Raw genomic sequence first — 19,061 nt, 5'->3', positions numbered from 1 at the left:
ATATTATAATTCATTTTATTGTAAGTTACAATACGCCTTATTAGAAACTGTACTAAAAATGGTATAATACAGATATGATACGGAAACTTCGCTCCTTTTGGAGCAAATATAAAGAATTTCATACGATAGGGCTTAAAAGTATCGCTACACTATTGGTAGTTGGTGTAGTGGTTATTTTTCTGCTCTTTACGATGGCTAGTCGTGGTATGGGCTTCATTTTTAATGAAGTGATGGCTCGTCAATCCATGATGAATGGAGTTATTACAGTAAGCAGTTTGAGCGCTACGCCGTGGGGAACATTGTCCTTTGAAGAGTTGCAGTGGCGTGATACAGAAGGCAATGAATTGCTCAATGTGCCTAGCGGGACGATTAAGGTCAACATGTGGGATATTATTACGAAGAACTTTAAGGCCTCCGCTGTGCGTAGTATAGAGCTCAATGATGCGGTAGTGGTAGTCGACTTAGACGATAATAATCGCATTGATTTTGCGCCGCCTTCGCCAGATATGCAGAAACCATTGGAAGAGGCTGAGAAGAAACCGAAAGCACCGAAAAAGACAACCCAAGATCGACAAGAAGAATTGGGCAATCGGGTGCGCAATTTTAATTGGCAAGGGCAACATTTAGATGTGAAGATATATCTCAATAATTGCCGCGTAGAATTGTTTCAACGAAATCGTCACTATGTGATGAACGATGTAAATGCCGAGTTCGATATCGATACGCATCGGGCTGTTCGCATTGACTTTACGACGGGTAAATTTGGTGGCACTTCCATCGGTGACCGTGTAGAAATGAAGGGGCGCATCGATATGAAAGATGTCCTCAAACATCGTATGCCTACCCTCGATATGGAGCTTAACATATTTGGCGTAGACCCATCGTCTCTAGGCTTTGGTGATTCCATTCACGATAAAATGACATTGTTGACGCACGTAACGGGCGATCTTAATCGGCCGTTGGCGATTGGCCGTGTAACGATGCCGATTTTGCAAATTCCTGCTCTTACCTTTGAAAATATCGTAGGTGACGTAGAATACCAAGATGGGGTTCTTAATTTTAAACAAGTCTATGCGAGTGTGTATGAGGGTAAATTGGAGGCTCACGGTGTTTATAATTTAGATACGCGAGCTTACGAGATTTATGGCGTTGCTAAAGACCTCAATAGTTCTATTGCTTTAAAAACACCAGAATTTGATGTGCCTGTATCGGCAAATTTGAATTTTGTTAGCTATGGGCAACCGAAGGACATGGAAGTATGGGGCAATTTTTGGTCTGGTGAAGGCCGCTATGTGCTCATTCCTATTAAGGGGATTACGGGTTGGTTCCACAATAAAGGACGCCATCTTTCCTTTGCTGATGTGAAAGTGCAAACTCCGATTACGACGATTTCTACGGACGCACTGCACATTGACAATGGAGAACTTACCATGGGACCGCTCAATATTACGTCTAATGGGGGCAGTAATTTTATCCTCTATGATGAAAGTGCTTATGGAGAGTTAGATGAACAAATGGGCCGCATTACACAAGGCTTTGCTACGGCTACTGATAATGTAAAACGCATACAAGATAACACAAAAGCGCTACAAGAAGCAGATATACAATCAGCTTTCAAAATGAATGGTGAATTAGATGAAGCGAAAGCCAATATACGGAGCGCGTCGGAACGGATGAAATCATTGCGACTCAAATAGAGGGTCTGTGTGTTATAATTAATAATATTGCTAGTGTTAATACGTGTTGGTGTAACGCTATAGATTTAGTACAGTACTATGGATACTACTATAATATATATTTATAATATATATTAAATAGACAGTATATAGATAATAGATACTATATAAGTAAATAAGAAAGGGGTAACTATGGCATCTGGTAGAACAGAACAAGAATTACAAGGCGTAACGATGCTAGGAACGACAACAGAATATCCTACGGATTACGCACCACATGTATTAGAAGCATTTGATAATAAACATCTGGACAATGATTATTTCGTTAAGTTCAATTGTCCTGAATTTACAAGCCTTTGTCCTATGACAGGGCAACCGGACTTCGCTACCATTTATATTTCTTATGTACCGGATAAAAAAATGGTAGAGTCTAAATCTCTTAAACTGTATTTATTTAGCTTCCGCAATCATGGCGATTTTCACGAAGACTGTATCAATATCATCATGAAAGACCTCGTGAAATTGATGGATCCTAAATATATTGAAGTGTGGGGTAAATTTACACCGCGCGGGGGCTTATCCATCGATCCTTATGCGAACTATGGTAAACCTGGTACAGAATGGGAAAAGACGGCGAAAGAACGGTTGCATTTCCACGATATGCAACCAGAGCGCGTAGCATACCGTTAATGACTCGATAGGGGAATCAATCCTATGAGCGTCTTAGTCCTTATCGTGTATATGATTCTTTCCGTTCTATGGGAATTGGCTGCTATAGGAGTATTGGTTCTTTTAGGAATGGGCATAGCTTTACAACCCGGTGCAGTGCTAGCTGGCCATTATGTGCGTGGAATGGAACGGAATCGATCGTTTCAATGGCACGCGTGGCTTATCGTAAGCATCGCTGTGTATGTAGTGATGGCATTGATACTGGCTAGCAGAGATTGGTTCATTAGCACAGGGTTGAATAACTTTAGTAGTTTTATGATCGTTGGCGGTTATAGTTTTATTCAAAGTCTGTGGTGGCTTCTATTTATTGGCTCCATAGGGGCTGTATTACAGCTTTCACAGCTATTAGGGTTGACCCATGGAGAACGAGATTTACAGTTCTACTATGAGCAAATAAAAGGTCATAAGGTGGCGCCTACATGGTGTGAACGCTATATGGAGAAGGAACCGTGGTCTTTGCAACGAGCTCTAGTAGAGATCGTTTATCTCTTGTGGGCTCCGCGATGGTCCTTGTGGCCTTATGGCGTATGGCTTTTAGTCGTTTTGTTTACTAGCCATGACGGGTTCATTATAACCGGCCCTTTATTGATCGTAGCAGTCATAAGCGGTTATCTAATGGGGCATTATCGGTTCCATGATGGTGAAAGTAGAATCGAAGGTCTATGGAGTTGGCTGCGGCGAGGCACACCTTGGCTCGTAGTCATACATCTAGTCCTGAAGATGGTAGGTATATTACTGGCAATGTAGAAAATAAATAAGAGAATAGGAGCTTGTATGGGTGGTTTGCGTCAATTATGGCAGAAAATTCAATATAATATTAAGCGCGTTATGGAGTCAGATCCTGCCGCTACGAGTGTGTGGATGGTGATTTGGACATATCCCCATATGGAAGCACTCTTTTGGCATTTCTTTGCGCACCGCCTCTATAAAGCGGGGTGGCCTATTTTAGCGCGCCGCATAGCCCTTCATGCTAGATGGGTGACGGGTATTGAAATCCATCCAGGGGCGACTATTGGCAGAGGCCTTTTTATTGATCACGGTATGGGCGTTGTTATCGGTGAAACGGCTATTATTGGGAATGATGTTACGTTATTCCACCAAGTTACTTTGGGAGGCATGTCTTCAAAAAAAGTAAAGCGCCATCCTACTATAGAAGACGGCGTTTTAATTGGTGCGGGCACGAAGGTATTAGGGAATATTACTATTGGGGCTCGTACAAAAATCGGCTGTAATCTCGTCATTAAACATGATATTCCAGCAGATACAGTTATATTTGAAGCAGATCCAGAGAATATGTATATTAAAAAATCGAAAAAAATAGATACATTTTGTTGACAAATAAAAATACAATTGTTATACTAACAACATAATCAATAATGATTACAAATTACAAATGCTTTTCAAATAATATTTGCATATATGATGTGCAAATTGTATGATTGTATTAGATAACATATTAATTAATTTTGGAGGAAATTATTATGAAAAACACAGCACAAGTAAACCAATATTTAGCAGATCTTTCCGTATGGATCGTGAAACTTCACAACTTACATTTCAATGTAACAGGCCCTCAATTCAAATCCATTCATGAATACTTAGAAGTAATTTATGATATCGCATTTGACTACTATGATGATGTAGCAGAAGCAATGAAAATGGCAGGCCAATTCCCTGTTGCTAACGTTGCTCAATATGCGGAAATGACTAAAATTCAAGAATTAGGTCAAGAAGATATTCCACAAGGTAAAGTAATTGATATCTTGTTGAACGATATTAAATACATGAAAGACCAAGCTCTTGCTATCCGTGAATCTGCAAGCGAAGAAGATCATTTCGCACTTGCTAACATGATGGAAGATCATGCTGGTTACTATACAAAACAAATCTGGTTCATCGAATCCATGATTAAATAATTAAATTGACAATAACTTACTGCTATGATATGATTGTTCAGTAAGTACGGAGGATTACTCAAGAGGCTGAAGAGGACGGTTTGCTAAATCGTTAGGGCGGGTTACCGTCGCTAGGGTTCGAATCCCTAATCCTCCGCCATGCTTTATTTACAATTAAATTAGATAGTGCAATATAGCAAAGCCTAGCAAATACTGGGTTTTGCTATTTTTTATATAGCACATTGGTATAAGTTTGCAAAAGTTCGCCTCATTTTCGCTCCATTGACAAATAAGATTTTTGTTTTATATATCTTTACAAAGTTACTAAATTGTGATATAGTGACATTAATAAATAGTGCTCTTAGTTTTAGGCAACCCATTATGAGGGAAATGCTGAAGCTTAGAGCTTTTTTTTTGGGGGGAGAGTAAAATGGAAAAGAAGATTGCAATTTTGGTAGATGGCAGTTTTTATCAGAAAAGAATACATGCATTGAAAGATTTTAAAACACCTAAAGAAAGTGTTGATTTTTTTATTCAATATTGTAAAAGGCATGTAAGAGCAGAAAGATTTAATTCTTTTTCTTTATATAGAATATTCTACTATGATTGCCCACCAAGTGATAAAGAAGTTTATCATCCCTTATTAAAAACAGCAATTAAACTAAAAAATACAGAGCAATATAAATGGATGACAGAATTTATAAAAGAATTAACAACTAGGAGAAAGGTTGCTTTGCGATTAGGACGGTTGAGTGATAATGCGGTCGCATATAACCTAAGACCAGATGTAACAAAAAAACTTTTGAATGGCAAGCTAAATATAGAGGATATTAAAGAACGAGATTTTTATTTATCTATTGCTCAAAAAGGGGTAGATATGAAATTAGGTGTTGATGTATCTTCTTTAGCCTATAAAAAGCAAGTAGATAAAATTGTACTAATTGCTGGGGATAGTGATTTTGTACCTGCTGCAAAGTTAGCTAGAAGAGAGGGCATAGACTTCATATTAGATCCATTGTGGAATCCTATTAATGCAGATTTACATGAACATATAGATGGTTTAAAAAGTTGTATAAATAAAAATGGAGAAAAGGGGCTGTAATAAACAGCCCCTTTATTTCATATAACAAATGTATTTAATTTATCAATTACTTCTTGTTTTGCTGCTTTTGATACATGGGTATATACAGATAACGTAGTACGATGGTCCTTGTGGCCGACTCGTTCTAATTTTTTATCTGCAATGTGGATTTTACGTAAAATTTTATTAACATATTGCAAGTTGTACGGGTGGCCAGTGTTGGTTGAAAATATATAGTCCTCTTTGCAATAGCGTGTAGATTTAAATGAATTAACTCTATTTTCCTAGATTAATATATCAAGAATTTCTACAGCGCGCTTATTAAGCATAACTTTGCGAACCGAATACACATTTTTAGGAGTACCCTTTTTAAAATTAGTAATTGATCCATTAATATCAATCACATTGAATGCTTTATGATAATCGCGTAATCTAAGCGCTACTAATTTCCCAAATCTAAGACTTGTAAGGGTGATAAACTCCATTATTAGGCTGATGAGACGCTTCAGGTACCGTATTTAATTGTTTCCCTTATCCTGTTGGCGTAGGGGAGGAGGGAAACAATTAAAAATTCGTATTTTTTATTTTAGGTAGAGGAATTTACTCTGCTTTTAAATTGCGTTTTACTTTTTTTATATCAATTTCAGGAGGTAGTGTTTCTGGTTTTATTCCACGATTTATTAGCATTTCTCTAATAGTTGAATTATTTTGTAAATGCTCATCTGTAATTGGCAACTCACCATATAAATCATTTTGTTCTACGTTATGATTTGTCATTTCTGTGGCAAGTTTTTTGCTGTAATAGTAACTGCAGGGAGAAATTCGGCAAGAGGTCTATTTCTGTTAATTCTTGTTGTTGAGTTTGTACAGCAAAGTATGTTTGTGCTAAGGCTATGACTTTTTTGATTATCATTATTCATGGCAATTAAATAGTAAGCATAACGAGATAATACTATATCTTGTACTTCGTGTTGTAAGGTAGCCCTAACATCTACCAATTTGTTGACGTTAACAAATTCGGAAGAAACTTTATAATTACTAGATTCACAAGCGATTTTAGTCTTTTTGATAACTTTGTTGAAATTTCTTCATTCGTTATATTCTAAAATAGTTTGTAATTCACGGGCATACCAAAATTCATTTCCATTAGCATTGATATTTTTTATTGTTTTAAATAAGTTATCATTTGGTGAAGTGGTTTCTTGGACAGAACTTCCGACATTTATTCCATCGAAGAAGAATAAGAGAAAAATATATTTGCAATAGTAAAAGGGACTGTAACTAACATGCGCAATAATCGCATGCTGTTACAGTCCCTTTTTATGCGGTTAAGTTATACAGAATAAATTTGTATTATATACCTACTTTCATCATCAATTGTTCAATTAATGCGCGTTGCTCTTCTAATTGAGCTTGTTGACTCGCTACTTTTTCCTCTAATGCTTTGTTATTAGCTTCTAGTGTGGAAAGATTAGTGCTAGCCATAGTGCCAGATATCATAGTATTGCGGTAAATCGTATCGTCTTTTTTGCCGAATTTCAATGATACACCTACATTGAACATAGGGTCGCTATCTAATGTACTAGATACGCTAAACATAGTGTCTGCATTTGGACGGTAGAAGCCACCGATAGCTACAGCGCTTTCACCTTTGTAGCTGCCTAAAGCTGCAGCGGCAGAGAATTTATCATCTGGATTGAATTCTAATGGGTGAAGACCGGCTAATGCAGCAGCGTGAGCACCAGTTTTTTCAATTTTTTGGTCTAATTGACCTATGCGGTTATCTAAACCTGTTACACGATCGTTTAGACCTGCAACTTGAGTATCTAAACCGCTTACTTTACTATCTAGGCCTTTAACGTTGTCATTCAATTTAGATACATCTTGGGTAATATCATTAACGCCTAATGTATCTTTCCAGTTATTGATATCAGAAGTGTTTAAATTAGAAGCGTCTTTGTTAGCTTTGCTATCTAGCTCTGGTTTAACAGCAGCCTTGATAGCGTCATCTTTTACAGAGATTTTGTGATTTACTTGTGTTTTGTCAGCATTATAAGTAGATTCAATGGTTACATTGTCGCCTTCAGATAACGTAATAGCATTTACATTGCCTACTGTATTTTCATCGATGCCGAGAAGGTCTTTCCATCTTTTTACGTTATCAGGTGTAATGTTGCCAGCGTTAACATCTGCTTTATTGCCCAATTCAGTGCCTAGCGTTGATACAGCATCTGCTAATTTAGTTGTTTCACTTACAACACGTCTCAATTGTGCTACATTGACTGCATCTGTATCATTTGTACCGGCCGCTACATTGATGATTTGGCGAGTCGTTTGTGCTTTACCTGCTGAAGCAGGAGAACCTACGCTAACGGCACTTTCAGTAGCTTTGAAAGTAGCTAATTCATCGTTGAAGGCAGTCATAGCTTTCATAAAGTTAGCATTTGCTTTTATCCAATTATTTTGGGCTGTACTCGCTGCTACTGCTTCTTTGTCATATTGGTCTCTTAAATTTTTAGCGGCTGTGTATGCAGCATCATCTTTTCCTTTGGTAGCTAACATAATTTGGCGTTGCTTTTCTTTGTTGTCAGATGCTGTTTTATAAGTGTCGTTAAGTGTTTGGTATTCTTGGATTTGTTTGGACCACGTAGTTTCAAAGTTTTTGGTTGCATCACTAGCACTGATTTGGTCAGACAATGCCGCGTCACTCGTAGCAAGGGTTGTAGCTTTGTTATCAGCAAATGGTACATAACCTTGGCGGCCAGCGCCACGATCCGCAACAGAACCATTACCTAAGGCAATACCGCTAGCATATTTTACAACAGCTCCAACACCTAATGCTGTGCCACCGTCAGCTTCTACTTTAGCCTCTTGCCCTAAAGCTACTGAGTGGATGCTTCTAGTACTTGCTTTGGCGCCGATAGCTGTACCACCTACGGCTGTAGCGTTATTACCAATGGCTACACTATAATTAATAATGTCCATATGTTGATTGCCGTCGTTTTGGATATATTTGTAGAATTCACCAGCACTAGCACCAGAACCGATGGCAACACCATTAGCTGCTTTAGCACTATCGCCCATGGCTGCGGCAGAGGTACTAGCATATGCATTTCGACCAACTACAGCACTATTTTGGCTAGCATATGTACCAGCGCCTATGGCAGTGCTGTCCATAATAGATTGACTGTAGGTACCAAGGGCAGTAGAAAAACCGCGAGCAGAATAGGCACCAAAACCGATGGCCGTATTACCTTTTCCTGCTCCATCGTTGCCTCCATTGCCATCAACACCTTCACCGTTTTGATTATTATTTTGGGCTACTCTAACGAATGGGGTTTGGCTAGAATTTAAAAACTGACGGTAATCAAATAGCTGGTCTGATTCCACCTTAGCCTCAGAGCCAGCGGAAGCGATGGTGTTCGCATCAGGTGCTTTACCAATACCTACATAAGAGCCTGCCACACCAGCAGCATCTACACAAGTAGTGGCGAAACCTAAACTACCAACACAACAGGATAAAACTAATAATTTTACATACTTGCTACGTCTCTGTTTCAACATACATTTATCCTTTTAGGCTGAAATAAGTAGAATACAATTGTATAGATAAAAACTATTACTATAATGCATAAAATTATCACCTATATACATAATGAGTATATTATGTATAAATATAAAATGATATAGAGATTGAAATATAATATATATGATAGTTGGTTATATGTATCCACCTTATGACCTGGGATTCATAACGCCATTATTTTCTGAGGCTTAGAAAATATGGTAAAATATAGGGTAAGCATTACGTTATGTAATCATAATTGTTATATGCCTAAATGTTGACATCATAGTGGCTAAATTATAAAATGGATTGTATAAAATCTATTTTATAGTCGTATCACTGTGGTTTACAGTAGACCATAGGTTACGATACATATGGAGGTTATGATGAAACGATTACAATATAGATTAATGCAATCCTTATTAGGTGGTATTGTATTGGCGGGCACTGTTGGTATTTTGTCGGCTTATGCATCAGACATTCCTCGCGCTATTCCTGTAGAGGCAGGGCCTATAGCTGATGTGAAGGTAGGTTCTTTTGGAGGCCGTCATGATAGTAGTTTGATTACACCTAATGATTGGACATATACAGCGTTACAAACATTGATAAAACATGGTGCTATTCGAGATACAAAAGGGTTTGTCTTTGATGGAACGACCGTTTATACGAAAGATGAACTAATGCCTCTTATTGATGAGGTGGTAGATAAACGAGAGCAAATGAACGACAATGATCGAGCGTTCGCTCTTCGTATTTATCAAGAAAACATGCGCGATGTTATGAATTATCGGGTAGCTAAAGATAGACAAGAAAAATTAGAAAAACAACGTAAACAAGAAGAGAGAGAGGCTCAAAAACAAAAGGGGAAAGCGAAGCCTAGCGCGGCTCGACAAGAGGCTTTAGATGCTGCTGAAAGCAGTGTTAACAATGGCGAAGAGAAGGCTTTAACAGAGGAAGAAATCAAAGAGAAAATGAAGAATTTCAAAATTGATGATTCCCGCGTTAGAGTGAACGGCGATGTGCGTATCCGTTATGGCAAAGCAGAAGGCAGTAAATCTGGGAGAGATGGCCGCGTGCGTACAGAAATAGCTTTCACCTTATAATAGAGCTAGTCTCCTCAGTATGTAGGGAGATAAGATGATTGATTTTATAAAGAATAAATTATTTACGGTTCACCAAAATGGCAAATATCACGTCAGTGAAGTGTTTAAATATATGGGGCCAGGGATTCTCGTTACAGTAGGTTTCGTAGACCCTGGTAATTGGGCGGCTAATTTGGCCGCTGGTGCTAGTTTTGGTTATGAACTGTTGTGGGTAGTGACGCTATCTACGATTATGCTCATTTTGTTGCAACACAATGTGGCGCATTTAGGCATTGTACGAGGCCAATGTTTGGCAGAGTGTGCCTATGAGTTTTTGCCTCGTTGGTTATCCGCTACCGTTCTCAGTACGGCAGGCATTGCTGCCGTAGCAACGACCTTGGCGGAGTTTATTGGGGCTGCCATTGCATTGAAGATGCTCTTTAATATCCCCCTCGTGATTGGCAGTGTACTTACAGCTATTTTATGTGCTGTCATGCTAGTAACGAATTCGTACCGTAAGTTGGAACGTATCATTGCTGGTTTTGTATCGCTCATTGCAGTAGCCTATCTCATCGAAGTGTACATGGTTGATGTAGATTGGGCAGCCGCTGGTATTGGGTGGATTAATCCGACTTTACCTAATGAATCAATGCTTGTTATTCTTAGTATTTTAGGGGCTGTTATTATGCCTCATAACTTATTTTTGCATTCTGAAATCATACAAAGTCGCAAATTCAATACGGCTGACGAAGTTGTAATGCAACGGCAATTGCGGTATGAATTCTTGGATACTTTGTTTTCCATGGGTGTTGGCTGGATGATTAATTCTGCTATGATTCTCTTAGCGGCAGCTGTATTTTTTAGCAATGGTATTGCTGTTACTGAATTAGAACAAGCGGAAGAACTGCTCAGACCTTTAATTGGACCTGCAGCAGGTACGATTTTTGCTCTTGCTTTGCTATTTGCAGGTATCGCTTCGTCGGCTACAGCAGGTATGGCTGGAGCAAGTATTTTTGCCGGCATGTTTGGAGAAGCCTACGATATGAAAGACTTTCATAGTCGTTTAGGCTTGGCGTTAACGTATATTCCAGCGCTACTTATGATTCTATTTGTAACAGATTCATTCCAAGCATTGCTAATTTCACAAATGTTTTTAAGTTTGCAATTACCGATCACTATTTTTCTGCAATTGTATATGACGAGCAGTAAACAGGTAATGGGGAAATACGCAAATCGCCGATTTACAGGCATACTATTATGGACCATTGGTATAGCTGTAACAGCTATGAATATATATTTGTTATATGTAGGGTAAGATGCATAGACTGCATGAATGGAGGAACTTATGGGTACAGAAAAAGAAACTAATCGTGTCATGACAGGAGTCGAGTCCGACTACAACGATGTAGTATCTGATATTGCAGAAGAGCTAGTGGCTCGCCTTAATGTGGAGGAAGATGGCACTATTATTGATATGTTCCAGACTGGTTCCTTTGATCCGTGGCAGTTATTTGTGTTTTACAGTGCTCTTGAAAAAGCGCTCATGAGTTTTAGAACTGATAAACGGAAGAAAACCGTCATCGTTCACGCTCAACCCGAAGCGCTCGTTGGTACAGGACCTGTGGTGATGCCTGTGTCGACGATGGTGGAACATATATGTATGTCTCGTATGAATGATCTCAGTGAAGGACGCTTAGAAACAGGTTTACTAACTGTGTCGAGTGAAAGCATCGACTACGAAGGGGTCAACTTGAAAGGTCGTTACGTTGTGATTATCTGTGATATTCACGACCACGAATCACCATACTTGTCGGAATGTATTCGCTTGTGCAAAGAAATGAAAGCCTCTCATGTCGTTGCTGTTCCATTAATGGTATGGAATCCGGATCTCATCGATCATCTTACGGAAGAATCGATAAAGGCGGATTTATCTTATGAAAATCGTACTCTCTCCTAGTAAAACAAAGAAAATTAGTGGCATTCCCACGAAAGGACAGCCGTTCGCGCATATTACAGAATCCATTGTAAATCATGTGAAAGCGCTTGATGCGGCTGCATTAGGAAAGATTTTAAAAATTAAAGAAGACAAAGCGGCACAGCTTTATGGGTTGTATCAACATTTTGAGGAACTTCCTGTAGGTGCTGCCGTTGAAAGTTATGATGGTATAGCTTTTAAATATTTAGATTGGGCTAGCCTCGACGATGCTACCAAGGCTTATGGGGAAAATCATTTAGTCATTATGTCTGCCTTATATGGCGCTGTAGAGCCTCATATGGAAATTGCCGAATATCGCCTTGATATGGTGGATAAAATTGGAATCCCTTTATATGAAGTGTGGCATGAAGAGATGAAGGCCTATTTTCAGAACGAAGATTGGATTTTGAATTTAGCGTCTAAGGAATATGCTAAGATGATTGATCACCCTGCGGTGGTGACAGTGGAGTTTTGGGAGCGTCGTGGCGATGTATACAAACAACTGAGTACATCGTCAAAAATGACGCGAGGACTAATGGCTCGTTATTGCTTAGAAAAACGGGTAGCCACAGTAACAGATTTACCGGCTACCATCAATGGATTTAATCGTGTAGGGCAAGATCATAATCTTGCTATACCAGCCGAATCTATGACTATACGATATGAAAAGGAGGGATAAGTGCTTGACGGTACAAGAAATTTTACAGAAAGACCTCGTTGGTGACGAATGGCTCACCGTTGACGAGTTGCGGTATTTAATGTCTGTAACGGATGAAGAAGAGTTGCAGTTAATTTATAAAAAAGCGTACGAAGTGAAATCTCATTACGTACAGCCGATTGCGTATTATAGAGGACTTATTGAGTTTTCCAACCGATGCATTAAAAATTGTGATTACTGTGGTATTCGCCGAGATAATGATAAAGTAGAACGTTTCGATATGAAACGGGAAGACATTATTAAAATGGCGCAATGGGCTTACGATCACGAATATGGCTCTATCACTTTGCAATCAGGGGAGCGCAATGATGATGCGTTCGTCGATTATGTAGTAGAACTCATTCGTGACATTAAGGCGATTGGTGATGGATCTCTAGGCATTACCATGTGCGTAGGAGAACAGACGGAAGAAGCATACCGTCGTATGCGTGAAGCCGGCGCTAGTCGTTATTTGCTGCGCATTGAAACGACAAATCCTGAACTGTATAAAAAAATTCATCCTCAAGATGAATTGCATTCCTTTGAAACACGCGTGGAATGTTTGCGCAAGTTGCGTCGTGTCGGATTCCAAGTGGGCACTGGTGTCATGATTGGTTTGCCAGGACAAACAGAAGAAGACTTAGTGAATGATATTCTTTTCTACCGCGATATGGACATCGATATGATTGGCATGGGGCCCTATGTAGTGCACAACGATACACCATTGGGACAAGAAGCATTAGCCATGGGCATCGATACAGAAGAGGGGAAACTGAAACGCATTCAATTAGGCCTTAAAATGATTGCTTTAACGAGACTTTTCTTAAAAGATGTCAACATCGCTGCTACGACGGCTTTGCAAGCGCTTGATAAATTAGGTCGCGAAAAAGGTCTTCAAGCAGGGGCGAATATTTTGATGCCTATCATTACGATTCCGGAACATAGAGCAAAATACTTGCTGTATGATAACAAACCATGTGTAGACGATAATGCAGACAAATGTAAAGACTGCTTAACACGTCGCGTTATGTCTATAGGTGATACGGTGGGCTGGAAACAAAATGGCGACTCTAAGCATTATGGAAAACGGACAGGATTATTTTAGTGATTGCATATCTTATGTGAATCGGTAATAACTCGTCTTTGATAAAGTAATATACATATAAAGCCTACAAACTTAGGTTCAACTTAAGTTTGTAGGCTTTTTGTTTTGCTGTGATGCGGTTCGATAATCTTACTTTCGGTTAAAAAAGGACTTTTACCGATTAATGGCGAAATTATATTACAAGAGAATGAATTTCTTGTAAGGAGGCGATTCCGATGAAAGAGTATGGCAGTAACCACATTCGTAATGTAGCTGTAGTGTCTCATGATGGGGCAGGCAAAACAGCACTCGTTGAATCTTTGCTATTAACGTCTGGTGGCGTCGATTTTGTAGGTCGAGGTCAAGATAATAAGCATATTATGGATTTTGAGCCAGAGGAGATCAAACGGAATGTGACCATTCAGTTAGGGATGGCGCCTTGCGAATGGAAAGATCACAAGGTGAATTTCATTGATACACCTGGCTATAACGAGTTCCATGGCGAAGTTCGCGCAGCGCTCCGTGCTTGTGATGGTATGTTGATGGTATTATCTGCAACATCTGGTGTGGAAACGGATACAATACGAGCTTGGGAATATGCCGTGGAACTACAAATGCCCCGCATGGCTTTCATCAATAAAATGGACGTTCCTGGTGCCGATTTCTTCGGTACTATTGAACGGATGCGCGAGCTATTTGGCAAGGCTATTATGCCATTGCAAATTCCTATTGGTGATGGTGAAAGTTTTGAAGGTGTTATAGACGTAGCTAAAATGACTGCGTTTATATATAAGGACGGCCAACCAACCGAGGTCGCTGTACCAGCTCATCTTATGGAAAAGGCTCAAGAAATACGGGAATTAGCCGTAGAAGCCGCGGCTGAAGGTAGCGACGAATTGTTGGAAAAATATTTAGAAGGCGAAGAACTTTCATTAGAAGAAATTCGCCAAGGTCTACGGGAAGGGATGCTTACCGGCCGTGTATGCCCAATTATGTGTGGTAGTGCCACAGCTCGAATTGGGCTCGATCAAGTATTGGATCGAATGATTCGGTATATGCCAGATGCTACTAAAAAGGTAATGACTGCCACATTAGTAGATAGTGGTGAACCATGTGTTGTTCATGTAGACAAACCATTGACCGCATTCGTATTCAAAACATTGTTAGACCCTTTTGCAGGTAAACAAAGCTTTGTACGCATTTTTTCAGGAGAATTAACAGAAGGGGACCGACTATTTGATGTAAACCAGGATAGCGAAGAAAAATGGAGTAAGATGGTTACCCTTATTGGGAAGCAACAAATTCCAGTCACTTCCGCAAAAGTAGGGGATATCGTAGTGATACCGAAATTACCTAATGCACGAACTGGTGATACATTAACATCTGCTGATTTTAAGGTGAAGTATGACCCTATTCGATTCCCTCAACCGTTGTATACTGTGGCTATGGAACCAGTAAAAAAAGGTGAGGAGGAAAAACTAGCTAGTGCTATCGCTAAAATCGCAGAAGAAGATCCAACTTGTGTAGTTGTGAGAAATCCTGAAGCTCGCCAGTTACAAGTAGAATGTATGGGCGAAGTTCATTTGGAACATATTCTAAACAAAATGGATCGCAAATATGGCGTACAAGCTAACTTGGTTGACCTATATATTCCGTATCGCGAAACGATTAAGGGTTCTGCAGAAACAGAATCGAAATATAAAAAACAAAGTGGCGGTCACGGACAATATGGTCATGTAAAAATCCAAGTTGATCCATTATATGATGGTGAAGAGTTTGCTTTCGTAGACAAGATTTTTGGCGGTGCTGTACCGCGGCAATATATTCCGGCAGTGGAGAAGGGTGCCAAAGAAACCCTAGAAAAAGGCCTAATTGCTGGCTATCCAATGATTGGCGTGCAAGTGACTCTCTTAGATGGATCCTACCATTCAGTAGACTCCTCTGAGTTAGCATTTAAAGTCGCTACGTCACAGGCCATCAAGGATGTGATTCCAAAGGCGAAACCAATTCTATTAGAACCAATCTATGAGGTCAATGTATTTGCTCCTGACGCTTGCATGGGTGATATCATGGGTGATCTAAATAGCCGAAGAGGTCGCGTATTAGGCATGGAACAAAGTGAACTGCCAGGTATTTCCGTTGTAAAAGCACAAGTGCCGTTGGCAGAAATGTCAGACTATGTGACAAGTTTACGTTCTATAACACAAGGACAAGGCGTATTTAACCGTCAATTCTACAGCTATGAAGAAGTTCCTCATAAAGAAGCGGATGCTATCATCGCCAATTATAAGAAACAAAGTGAGTAATGTAGAAAGCACTACAAATCAGTCCACGTTAAGAAAGTATTACAAGCACATGTACAACTATATGAATATAGTTACATGTAACACATCGACATCATGTCATAAAACTGAATAGTATTTTGCGAGCCCTCCGTATATGTAGCGTACGGAGGGTTTGTTTGTCCTTTCTATTGGTATTGATACCTTTATTACTATGTGTATTAGAGTTATAATAAATATAAATATTTATGATGTTTGGTGATGATAAGAAAGGACTAACCATGTTTTTCTCTTCCATACACGCAGATTACACTAAAATGGGCTATCCGAAGGCTATCATTCGGGCCTTAGACTTTTTAAAACATACGGATTTAACGAAGCTTTCAGGGGGGCGTCACGAAATTGAAGGCACCTTGATGTACGCTAATGTAGATGATGTGGAGACGAAGGAGTTTGCTGCAACGAAGCCGGAGTCGCACAAGGAGTATATTGACATTCAATTTATGGTGCGTGGCGAGGAGAATATGGGGTTCTTTGTTGATCGGGACCTTATAAAGCCAGTGGAATCATATCCGGAACGAGATGCCTATTTCTATCCTAATGAAGCGAAAGACGAAGGGCTAATTCATTGTCCAGAAGGGTATTATACTGTATTTTTCCCGTCCGATATTCACCGTCCCTTATTAGCCGTGAAAGAGCCTATGGCGATTCGTAAGGTGGTAGTAAAGGTGCATGTGTCGTTATTAGATGAGTAGGAGTGTAGCATGAGTCGTTATCAATGGATTGGTATCGGTCTTACCTTATTAGGGGCTATATTGTGGGGTTTGTCTGGCACGTCTGTGCAGTTTCTTGGCAATTATCGGCATATGAATCTGGAATGGCTCATTACGGTACGCCTCATTGGAGCGGGCTTGTTAATGGTTGTATATGGCTGGATTCGACAAGGGAGTGCCGTATTTGATGTGCTCCGTAATACACGAGATTTTTGTTGGCTCGTCATTTTTGGCCTTTTCGGTATGGCTATGTGCCAATATACGTATTTTCGCTCCATCGTTATCGCTGGCGCTGGTATCGCTACGGTACTGCAATATTTGGCGCCGTCCATGATTATTGTGTATTTGCTATTGCGCTATGGCAAACGGCCTACAGGGGGAGAGATTATATCCATCATTCTTGCGCTAGTGGGAACCATATTGTTAATGTTACAAGAAGGCCTTTCCTTTGAAAGTATCCACTTAGATGTATTGTTCTGGGGGCTTTTATCTGCCCTAGGGGTAGCCATTTATAGTGTATCGCCGGTACGATTATTATCTACTTATGGCACCATTCCTGTTGTCGGATTTGGGATGCTCATTAGCGGTATAATTGTAGGTGTAGTATTCCATCAACCCCACTCGTATGCGGACTGGGATATTTGGACTGGCATAGGCCTCTTTAATGTTCTCTTTTTGGGAACCATCGTGTCCTTTACGGCTTACTTAGAAGGGGTGAAACGGGTTGGCCCTGTAACGGGCTCCATTTTATCCTCCGTAGAACCCATATCAGCGGCGTTACTTAGTTGGGTTCTACTAGGTAATGAATTTACCACTACTGGTCTCATCGGGATGAGCCTTATCATCCTTACCGTTCTTATTATCGCTTTTGAAAGACAGCGTTCCTTGAAAGCGGAAATCAAGGGGCATTTAGCAACTAAAGATAATTAAAAATAAGCACTATCACGAATGGAGCAAATCCATGATGATAGTGCTTGTTTTGCTTTCTATTCAGTTCGTTAGAGAGGGGATTAGTATAAAACGTTCAATTATGTTAGGCGCCACCAGATCCACAGGGCTGCAGTAATAAATAAAGCACCACTTACCCAGAATAAAGTGGTAAAGCCGAGCCAAGCCATGAGACTAGCACCGCCTACAGCGCCGAGGAAGTAACCGAAGAATAAACATGATTGGTTATAGGCGAAGACTTGTCCTGTCAGTTCCCGTGGTGTTTTCGACGATAGATACGTATTTAGAGCCGGTAACATACCGCCTAAGCCGAAGCCTTGAAAAAAGCGAATGACCGCTAGTTCGTATACTGTGTCTACATAGGCTTGTGGAATGTTGAGTAGCCCTACATAGATGAGGGAGGCCACAAGGACTTTACGGGGCCCAATGCGATCCACTAAGCGTCCTAAAGGAGAACTGCTGAGTAGTTGAGCAATACCCATAGCAGAAAATACGGCGCCAGCAATGAAGGCTAGATTTTCCGTATTTGACGGTACAATGCCTCTAATATACACGGCGATGACGGGTTGCAAAGACATAATGCAGAGTGCGTAAATAAAGGATGCTACGTAAAGAGAAAGGAGTCCTGAAACATCAGGAATACGAGCTTTCAGTTTCGATGGGCTCAACATTTCAGGATTTGTTTTGGGTACGTAGTTTTCGTGAATAAATCGAGTTGCTAATAAGCCTGCTAACGCCATGAGAACACCGACGATGATAAAGCTATTGCGGATGCCTACTGTATCTGCGATATAGCCACCGAGGCTAGGCCCAATGAGGGAGCCCGCTAAGTTTGCTGACGCCAATAACCCTAGAGCCCAGCCTGTTTTGTTGAGCGGTGCTTCCGATGCGATAAGAGTAATGCTGGCCGTGTAAAAGCCGCTTACAAACCCTTGTAATAAACGCATGAGAACGACCCCTTCCGGTGTCCATTGAAAGGCAATCAATATATTGCATAATGCCATTCCAAAGCTAGAACGGATTAATGTAATTTTTCGCCCCTTTTTATCTGCTAATCGTCCCCAAAAGGGTGCTACTAGGCCTACAATGAGGAAGGTAATACCCGTTGCGAGACCAGACCAGAGAGATAGCGATTCTGGCGTGTATACCCCTAATTCGTGAAAATAAAGGGGGAGGACCGGTGCTAATTGGCTGACCCCGAATGATGTAAAAAATACACAGACTAAGCAGATATATACTGTTTGTTTCCAAGTTTCCATAAGCATGCCTTTTCT

Annotated in this window: 18 protein-coding genes and 1 tRNA gene; 15 read left to right on the top strand and 4 right to left on the bottom strand. The window is 40.1% G+C overall.

The window, feature by feature from the left end:
* Positions 1 to 74 precede the first annotated feature (74 nt).
* The 7 genes from NFR29_RS03575 (at position 75) to NFR29_RS03545 (ending at position 5,402) form a co-directional block, all read left to right on the top strand.
* Positions 75 to 1,697 (top strand): translocation/assembly module TamB domain-containing protein, encoded by a 1,623-nt coding sequence (locus tag NFR29_RS03575; RefSeq protein ID WP_251423357.1) that lies wholly within the window; start codon positions 75 to 77, stop codon positions 1,695 to 1,697.
* A 171-nt stretch (positions 1,698 to 1,868) separates the two neighbouring features.
* Complete coding sequence (gene queF, locus NFR29_RS03570) at positions 1,869 to 2,366, top strand: preQ(1) synthase (protein ID WP_251423354.1); 498 nt, start codon at positions 1,869 to 1,871, stop codon at positions 2,364 to 2,366.
* 24 nt (positions 2,367 to 2,390) lie between these two features.
* Positions 2,391 to 3,152: a hypothetical protein gene (locus tag NFR29_RS03565; protein ID WP_251423351.1), complete on the top strand. Its 762-nt coding sequence runs from the start codon at positions 2,391 to 2,393 to the stop codon at positions 3,150 to 3,152.
* A 27-nt stretch (positions 3,153 to 3,179) separates the two neighbouring features.
* Entirely contained in the window at positions 3,180 to 3,740 is a 561-nt protein-coding gene (epsC, locus tag NFR29_RS03560) for a serine O-acetyltransferase EpsC (protein ID WP_251423348.1), read from the top strand.
* Between the two features lie 146 nt (positions 3,741 to 3,886).
* A complete protein-coding gene (locus NFR29_RS03555; RefSeq protein WP_251423345.1) occupies positions 3,887 to 4,321 on the top strand; it encodes a Dps family protein in 435 nt (144 codons plus the stop codon).
* 48 nt (positions 4,322 to 4,369) lie between these two features.
* Positions 4,370 to 4,460: transfer RNA gene (locus tag NFR29_RS03550), tRNA-Ser, on the top strand.
* A 270-nt stretch (positions 4,461 to 4,730) separates the two neighbouring features.
* Complete coding sequence (locus NFR29_RS03545; protein ID WP_251423342.1) at positions 4,731 to 5,402, top strand: NYN domain-containing protein; 672 nt, start codon at positions 4,731 to 4,733, stop codon at positions 5,400 to 5,402.
* A 17-nt stretch (positions 5,403 to 5,419) separates the two neighbouring features.
* Here NFR29_RS03545 and NFR29_RS03540 read toward each other — a convergent pair whose 3' ends face one another.
* The 3 genes from NFR29_RS03540 to NFR29_RS03530 form a co-directional block, all read right to left on the bottom strand.
* Complete coding sequence (locus NFR29_RS03540) at positions 5,420 to 5,581, bottom strand: hypothetical protein (RefSeq protein WP_251423339.1); 162 nt, start codon at positions 5,579 to 5,581, stop codon at positions 5,420 to 5,422.
* Between the two features lie 400 nt (positions 5,582 to 5,981).
* On the bottom strand, positions 5,982 to 6,158 hold the full coding sequence (locus NFR29_RS03535) for a hypothetical protein (RefSeq protein WP_251423336.1): 177 nt from the start codon (positions 6,156 to 6,158) through the stop codon (positions 5,982 to 5,984).
* A gap of 576 nt (positions 6,159 to 6,734) precedes the next feature.
* Complete coding sequence (locus NFR29_RS03530) at positions 6,735 to 8,945, bottom strand: YadA-like family protein (RefSeq protein ID WP_251423333.1); 2,211 nt, start codon at positions 8,943 to 8,945, stop codon at positions 6,735 to 6,737.
* Between the two features lie 387 nt (positions 8,946 to 9,332).
* On the opposite strand from NFR29_RS03530, the gene NFR29_RS03525 reads away from it, so the two are divergent.
* The 8 genes from NFR29_RS03525 (at position 9,333) to NFR29_RS03490 (ending at position 17,769) form a co-directional block, all read left to right on the top strand.
* Positions 9,333 to 10,049 carry a hypothetical protein gene (locus NFR29_RS03525; protein WP_251423330.1) on the top strand — a complete coding sequence of 239 codons (717 nt, stop codon included), beginning with the start codon at positions 9,333 to 9,335 and terminating at the stop codon, positions 10,047 to 10,049.
* Positions 10,050 to 10,083: 34 nt separating this feature from the next.
* Complete coding sequence (locus tag NFR29_RS03520; protein WP_251423327.1) at positions 10,084 to 11,343, top strand: Nramp family divalent metal transporter; 1,260 nt, start codon at positions 10,084 to 10,086, stop codon at positions 11,341 to 11,343.
* 30 nt (positions 11,344 to 11,373) lie between these two features.
* Complete coding sequence (locus tag NFR29_RS03515) at positions 11,374 to 11,985, top strand: hypothetical protein (RefSeq protein WP_251423324.1); 612 nt, start codon at positions 11,374 to 11,376, stop codon at positions 11,983 to 11,985.
* Positions 11,963 to 12,682 carry a YaaA family protein gene (locus NFR29_RS03510; RefSeq protein ID WP_251423322.1) on the top strand — a complete coding sequence of 240 codons (720 nt, stop codon included), beginning with the start codon at positions 11,963 to 11,965 and terminating at the stop codon, positions 12,680 to 12,682. The genes NFR29_RS03515 and NFR29_RS03510 overlap by 23 nt, the downstream gene beginning before the upstream one ends.
* A 4-nt stretch (positions 12,683 to 12,686) precedes the next feature.
* Positions 12,687 to 13,805 carry a [FeFe] hydrogenase H-cluster radical SAM maturase HydE gene (gene hydE, locus NFR29_RS03505; protein ID WP_251423319.1) on the top strand — a complete coding sequence of 373 codons (1,119 nt, stop codon included), beginning with the start codon at positions 12,687 to 12,689 and terminating at the stop codon, positions 13,803 to 13,805.
* A 215-nt stretch (positions 13,806 to 14,020) separates the two neighbouring features.
* On the top strand, positions 14,021 to 16,090 hold the full coding sequence (gene fusA / locus NFR29_RS03500; RefSeq protein WP_251423316.1) for an elongation factor G: 2,070 nt from the start codon (positions 14,021 to 14,023) through the stop codon (positions 16,088 to 16,090).
* 257 nt (positions 16,091 to 16,347) lie between these two features.
* Entirely contained in the window at positions 16,348 to 16,821 is a 474-nt protein-coding gene (locus NFR29_RS03495; RefSeq protein ID WP_338146900.1) for a NanQ anomerase/TabA/YiaL family protein, read from the top strand.
* Between the two features lie 9 nt (positions 16,822 to 16,830).
* Positions 16,831 to 17,769 carry a DMT family transporter gene (locus tag NFR29_RS03490; RefSeq protein WP_251423310.1) on the top strand — a complete coding sequence of 313 codons (939 nt, stop codon included), beginning with the start codon at positions 16,831 to 16,833 and terminating at the stop codon, positions 17,767 to 17,769.
* 98 nt (positions 17,770 to 17,867) lie between these two features.
* Here NFR29_RS03490 and NFR29_RS03485 read toward each other — a convergent pair whose 3' ends face one another.
* Positions 17,868 to 19,046: an MFS transporter gene (locus NFR29_RS03485; protein WP_251423307.1), complete on the bottom strand. Its 1,179-nt coding sequence runs from the start codon at positions 19,044 to 19,046 to the stop codon at positions 17,868 to 17,870.
* Positions 19,047 to 19,061 lie beyond the last annotated feature (15 nt).

Source organism: Veillonella agrestimuris, assembly GCF_943193065.1.
GTDB lineage: Bacteria > Bacillota > Negativicutes > Veillonellales > Veillonellaceae > Veillonella > Veillonella agrestimuris.
The sequence above is the reverse complement of the archived record's forward strand: the minus strand, read 5'-3'. Positions and strand labels throughout refer to the sequence as shown.

What these genes read in the sequence shown, in the direction of transcription:
- NFR29_RS03575 (WP_251423357.1), top strand. Translation starts at nt 75, where the DNA reads ATGATACGGAAACTTCGCTCCTTTTGGAGCAAATATAAAGAATTTCAT.
- NFR29_RS03525 (WP_251423330.1), top strand. Translation starts at nt 9,333, where the DNA reads ATGAAACGATTACAATATAGATTAATGCAATCCTTATTAGGTGGTATT.
- NFR29_RS03490 (WP_251423310.1), top strand. Translation starts at nt 16,831, where the DNA reads ATGAGTCGTTATCAATGGATTGGTATCGGTCTTACCTTATTAGGGGCT.
- NFR29_RS03515 (WP_251423324.1), top strand. Translation starts at nt 11,374, where the DNA reads ATGGGTACAGAAAAAGAAACTAATCGTGTCATGACAGGAGTCGAGTCC.
- NFR29_RS03565 (WP_251423351.1), top strand. Translation starts at nt 2,391, where the DNA reads ATGAGCGTCTTAGTCCTTATCGTGTATATGATTCTTTCCGTTCTATGG.
- NFR29_RS03530 (WP_251423333.1), bottom strand. Translation starts at nt 8,945, where the DNA reads ATGTTGAAACAGAGACGTAGCAAGTATGTAAAATTATTAGTTTTATCC.
- fusA (WP_251423316.1), top strand. Translation starts at nt 14,021, where the DNA reads ATGAAAGAGTATGGCAGTAACCACATTCGTAATGTAGCTGTAGTGTCT.
- NFR29_RS03520 (WP_251423327.1), top strand. Translation starts at nt 10,084, where the DNA reads ATGATTGATTTTATAAAGAATAAATTATTTACGGTTCACCAAAATGGC.
- NFR29_RS03510 (WP_251423322.1), top strand. Translation starts at nt 11,963, where the DNA reads ATGAAAATCGTACTCTCTCCTAGTAAAACAAAGAAAATTAGTGGCATT.
- NFR29_RS03535 (WP_251423336.1), bottom strand. Translation starts at nt 6,158, where the DNA reads ATGACAAATCATAACGTAGAACAAAATGATTTATATGGTGAGTTGCCA.
- queF (WP_251423354.1), top strand. Translation starts at nt 1,869, where the DNA reads ATGGCATCTGGTAGAACAGAACAAGAATTACAAGGCGTAACGATGCTA.
- NFR29_RS03485 (WP_251423307.1), bottom strand. Translation starts at nt 19,046, where the DNA reads ATGGAAACTTGGAAACAAACAGTATATATCTGCTTAGTCTGTGTATTT.
- NFR29_RS03555 (WP_251423345.1), top strand. Translation starts at nt 3,887, where the DNA reads ATGAAAAACACAGCACAAGTAAACCAATATTTAGCAGATCTTTCCGTA.
- epsC (WP_251423348.1), top strand. Translation starts at nt 3,180, where the DNA reads ATGGGTGGTTTGCGTCAATTATGGCAGAAAATTCAATATAATATTAAG.
- NFR29_RS03545 (WP_251423342.1), top strand. Translation starts at nt 4,731, where the DNA reads ATGGAAAAGAAGATTGCAATTTTGGTAGATGGCAGTTTTTATCAGAAA.
- NFR29_RS03495 (WP_338146900.1), top strand. Translation starts at nt 16,348, where the DNA reads ATGTTTTTCTCTTCCATACACGCAGATTACACTAAAATGGGCTATCCG.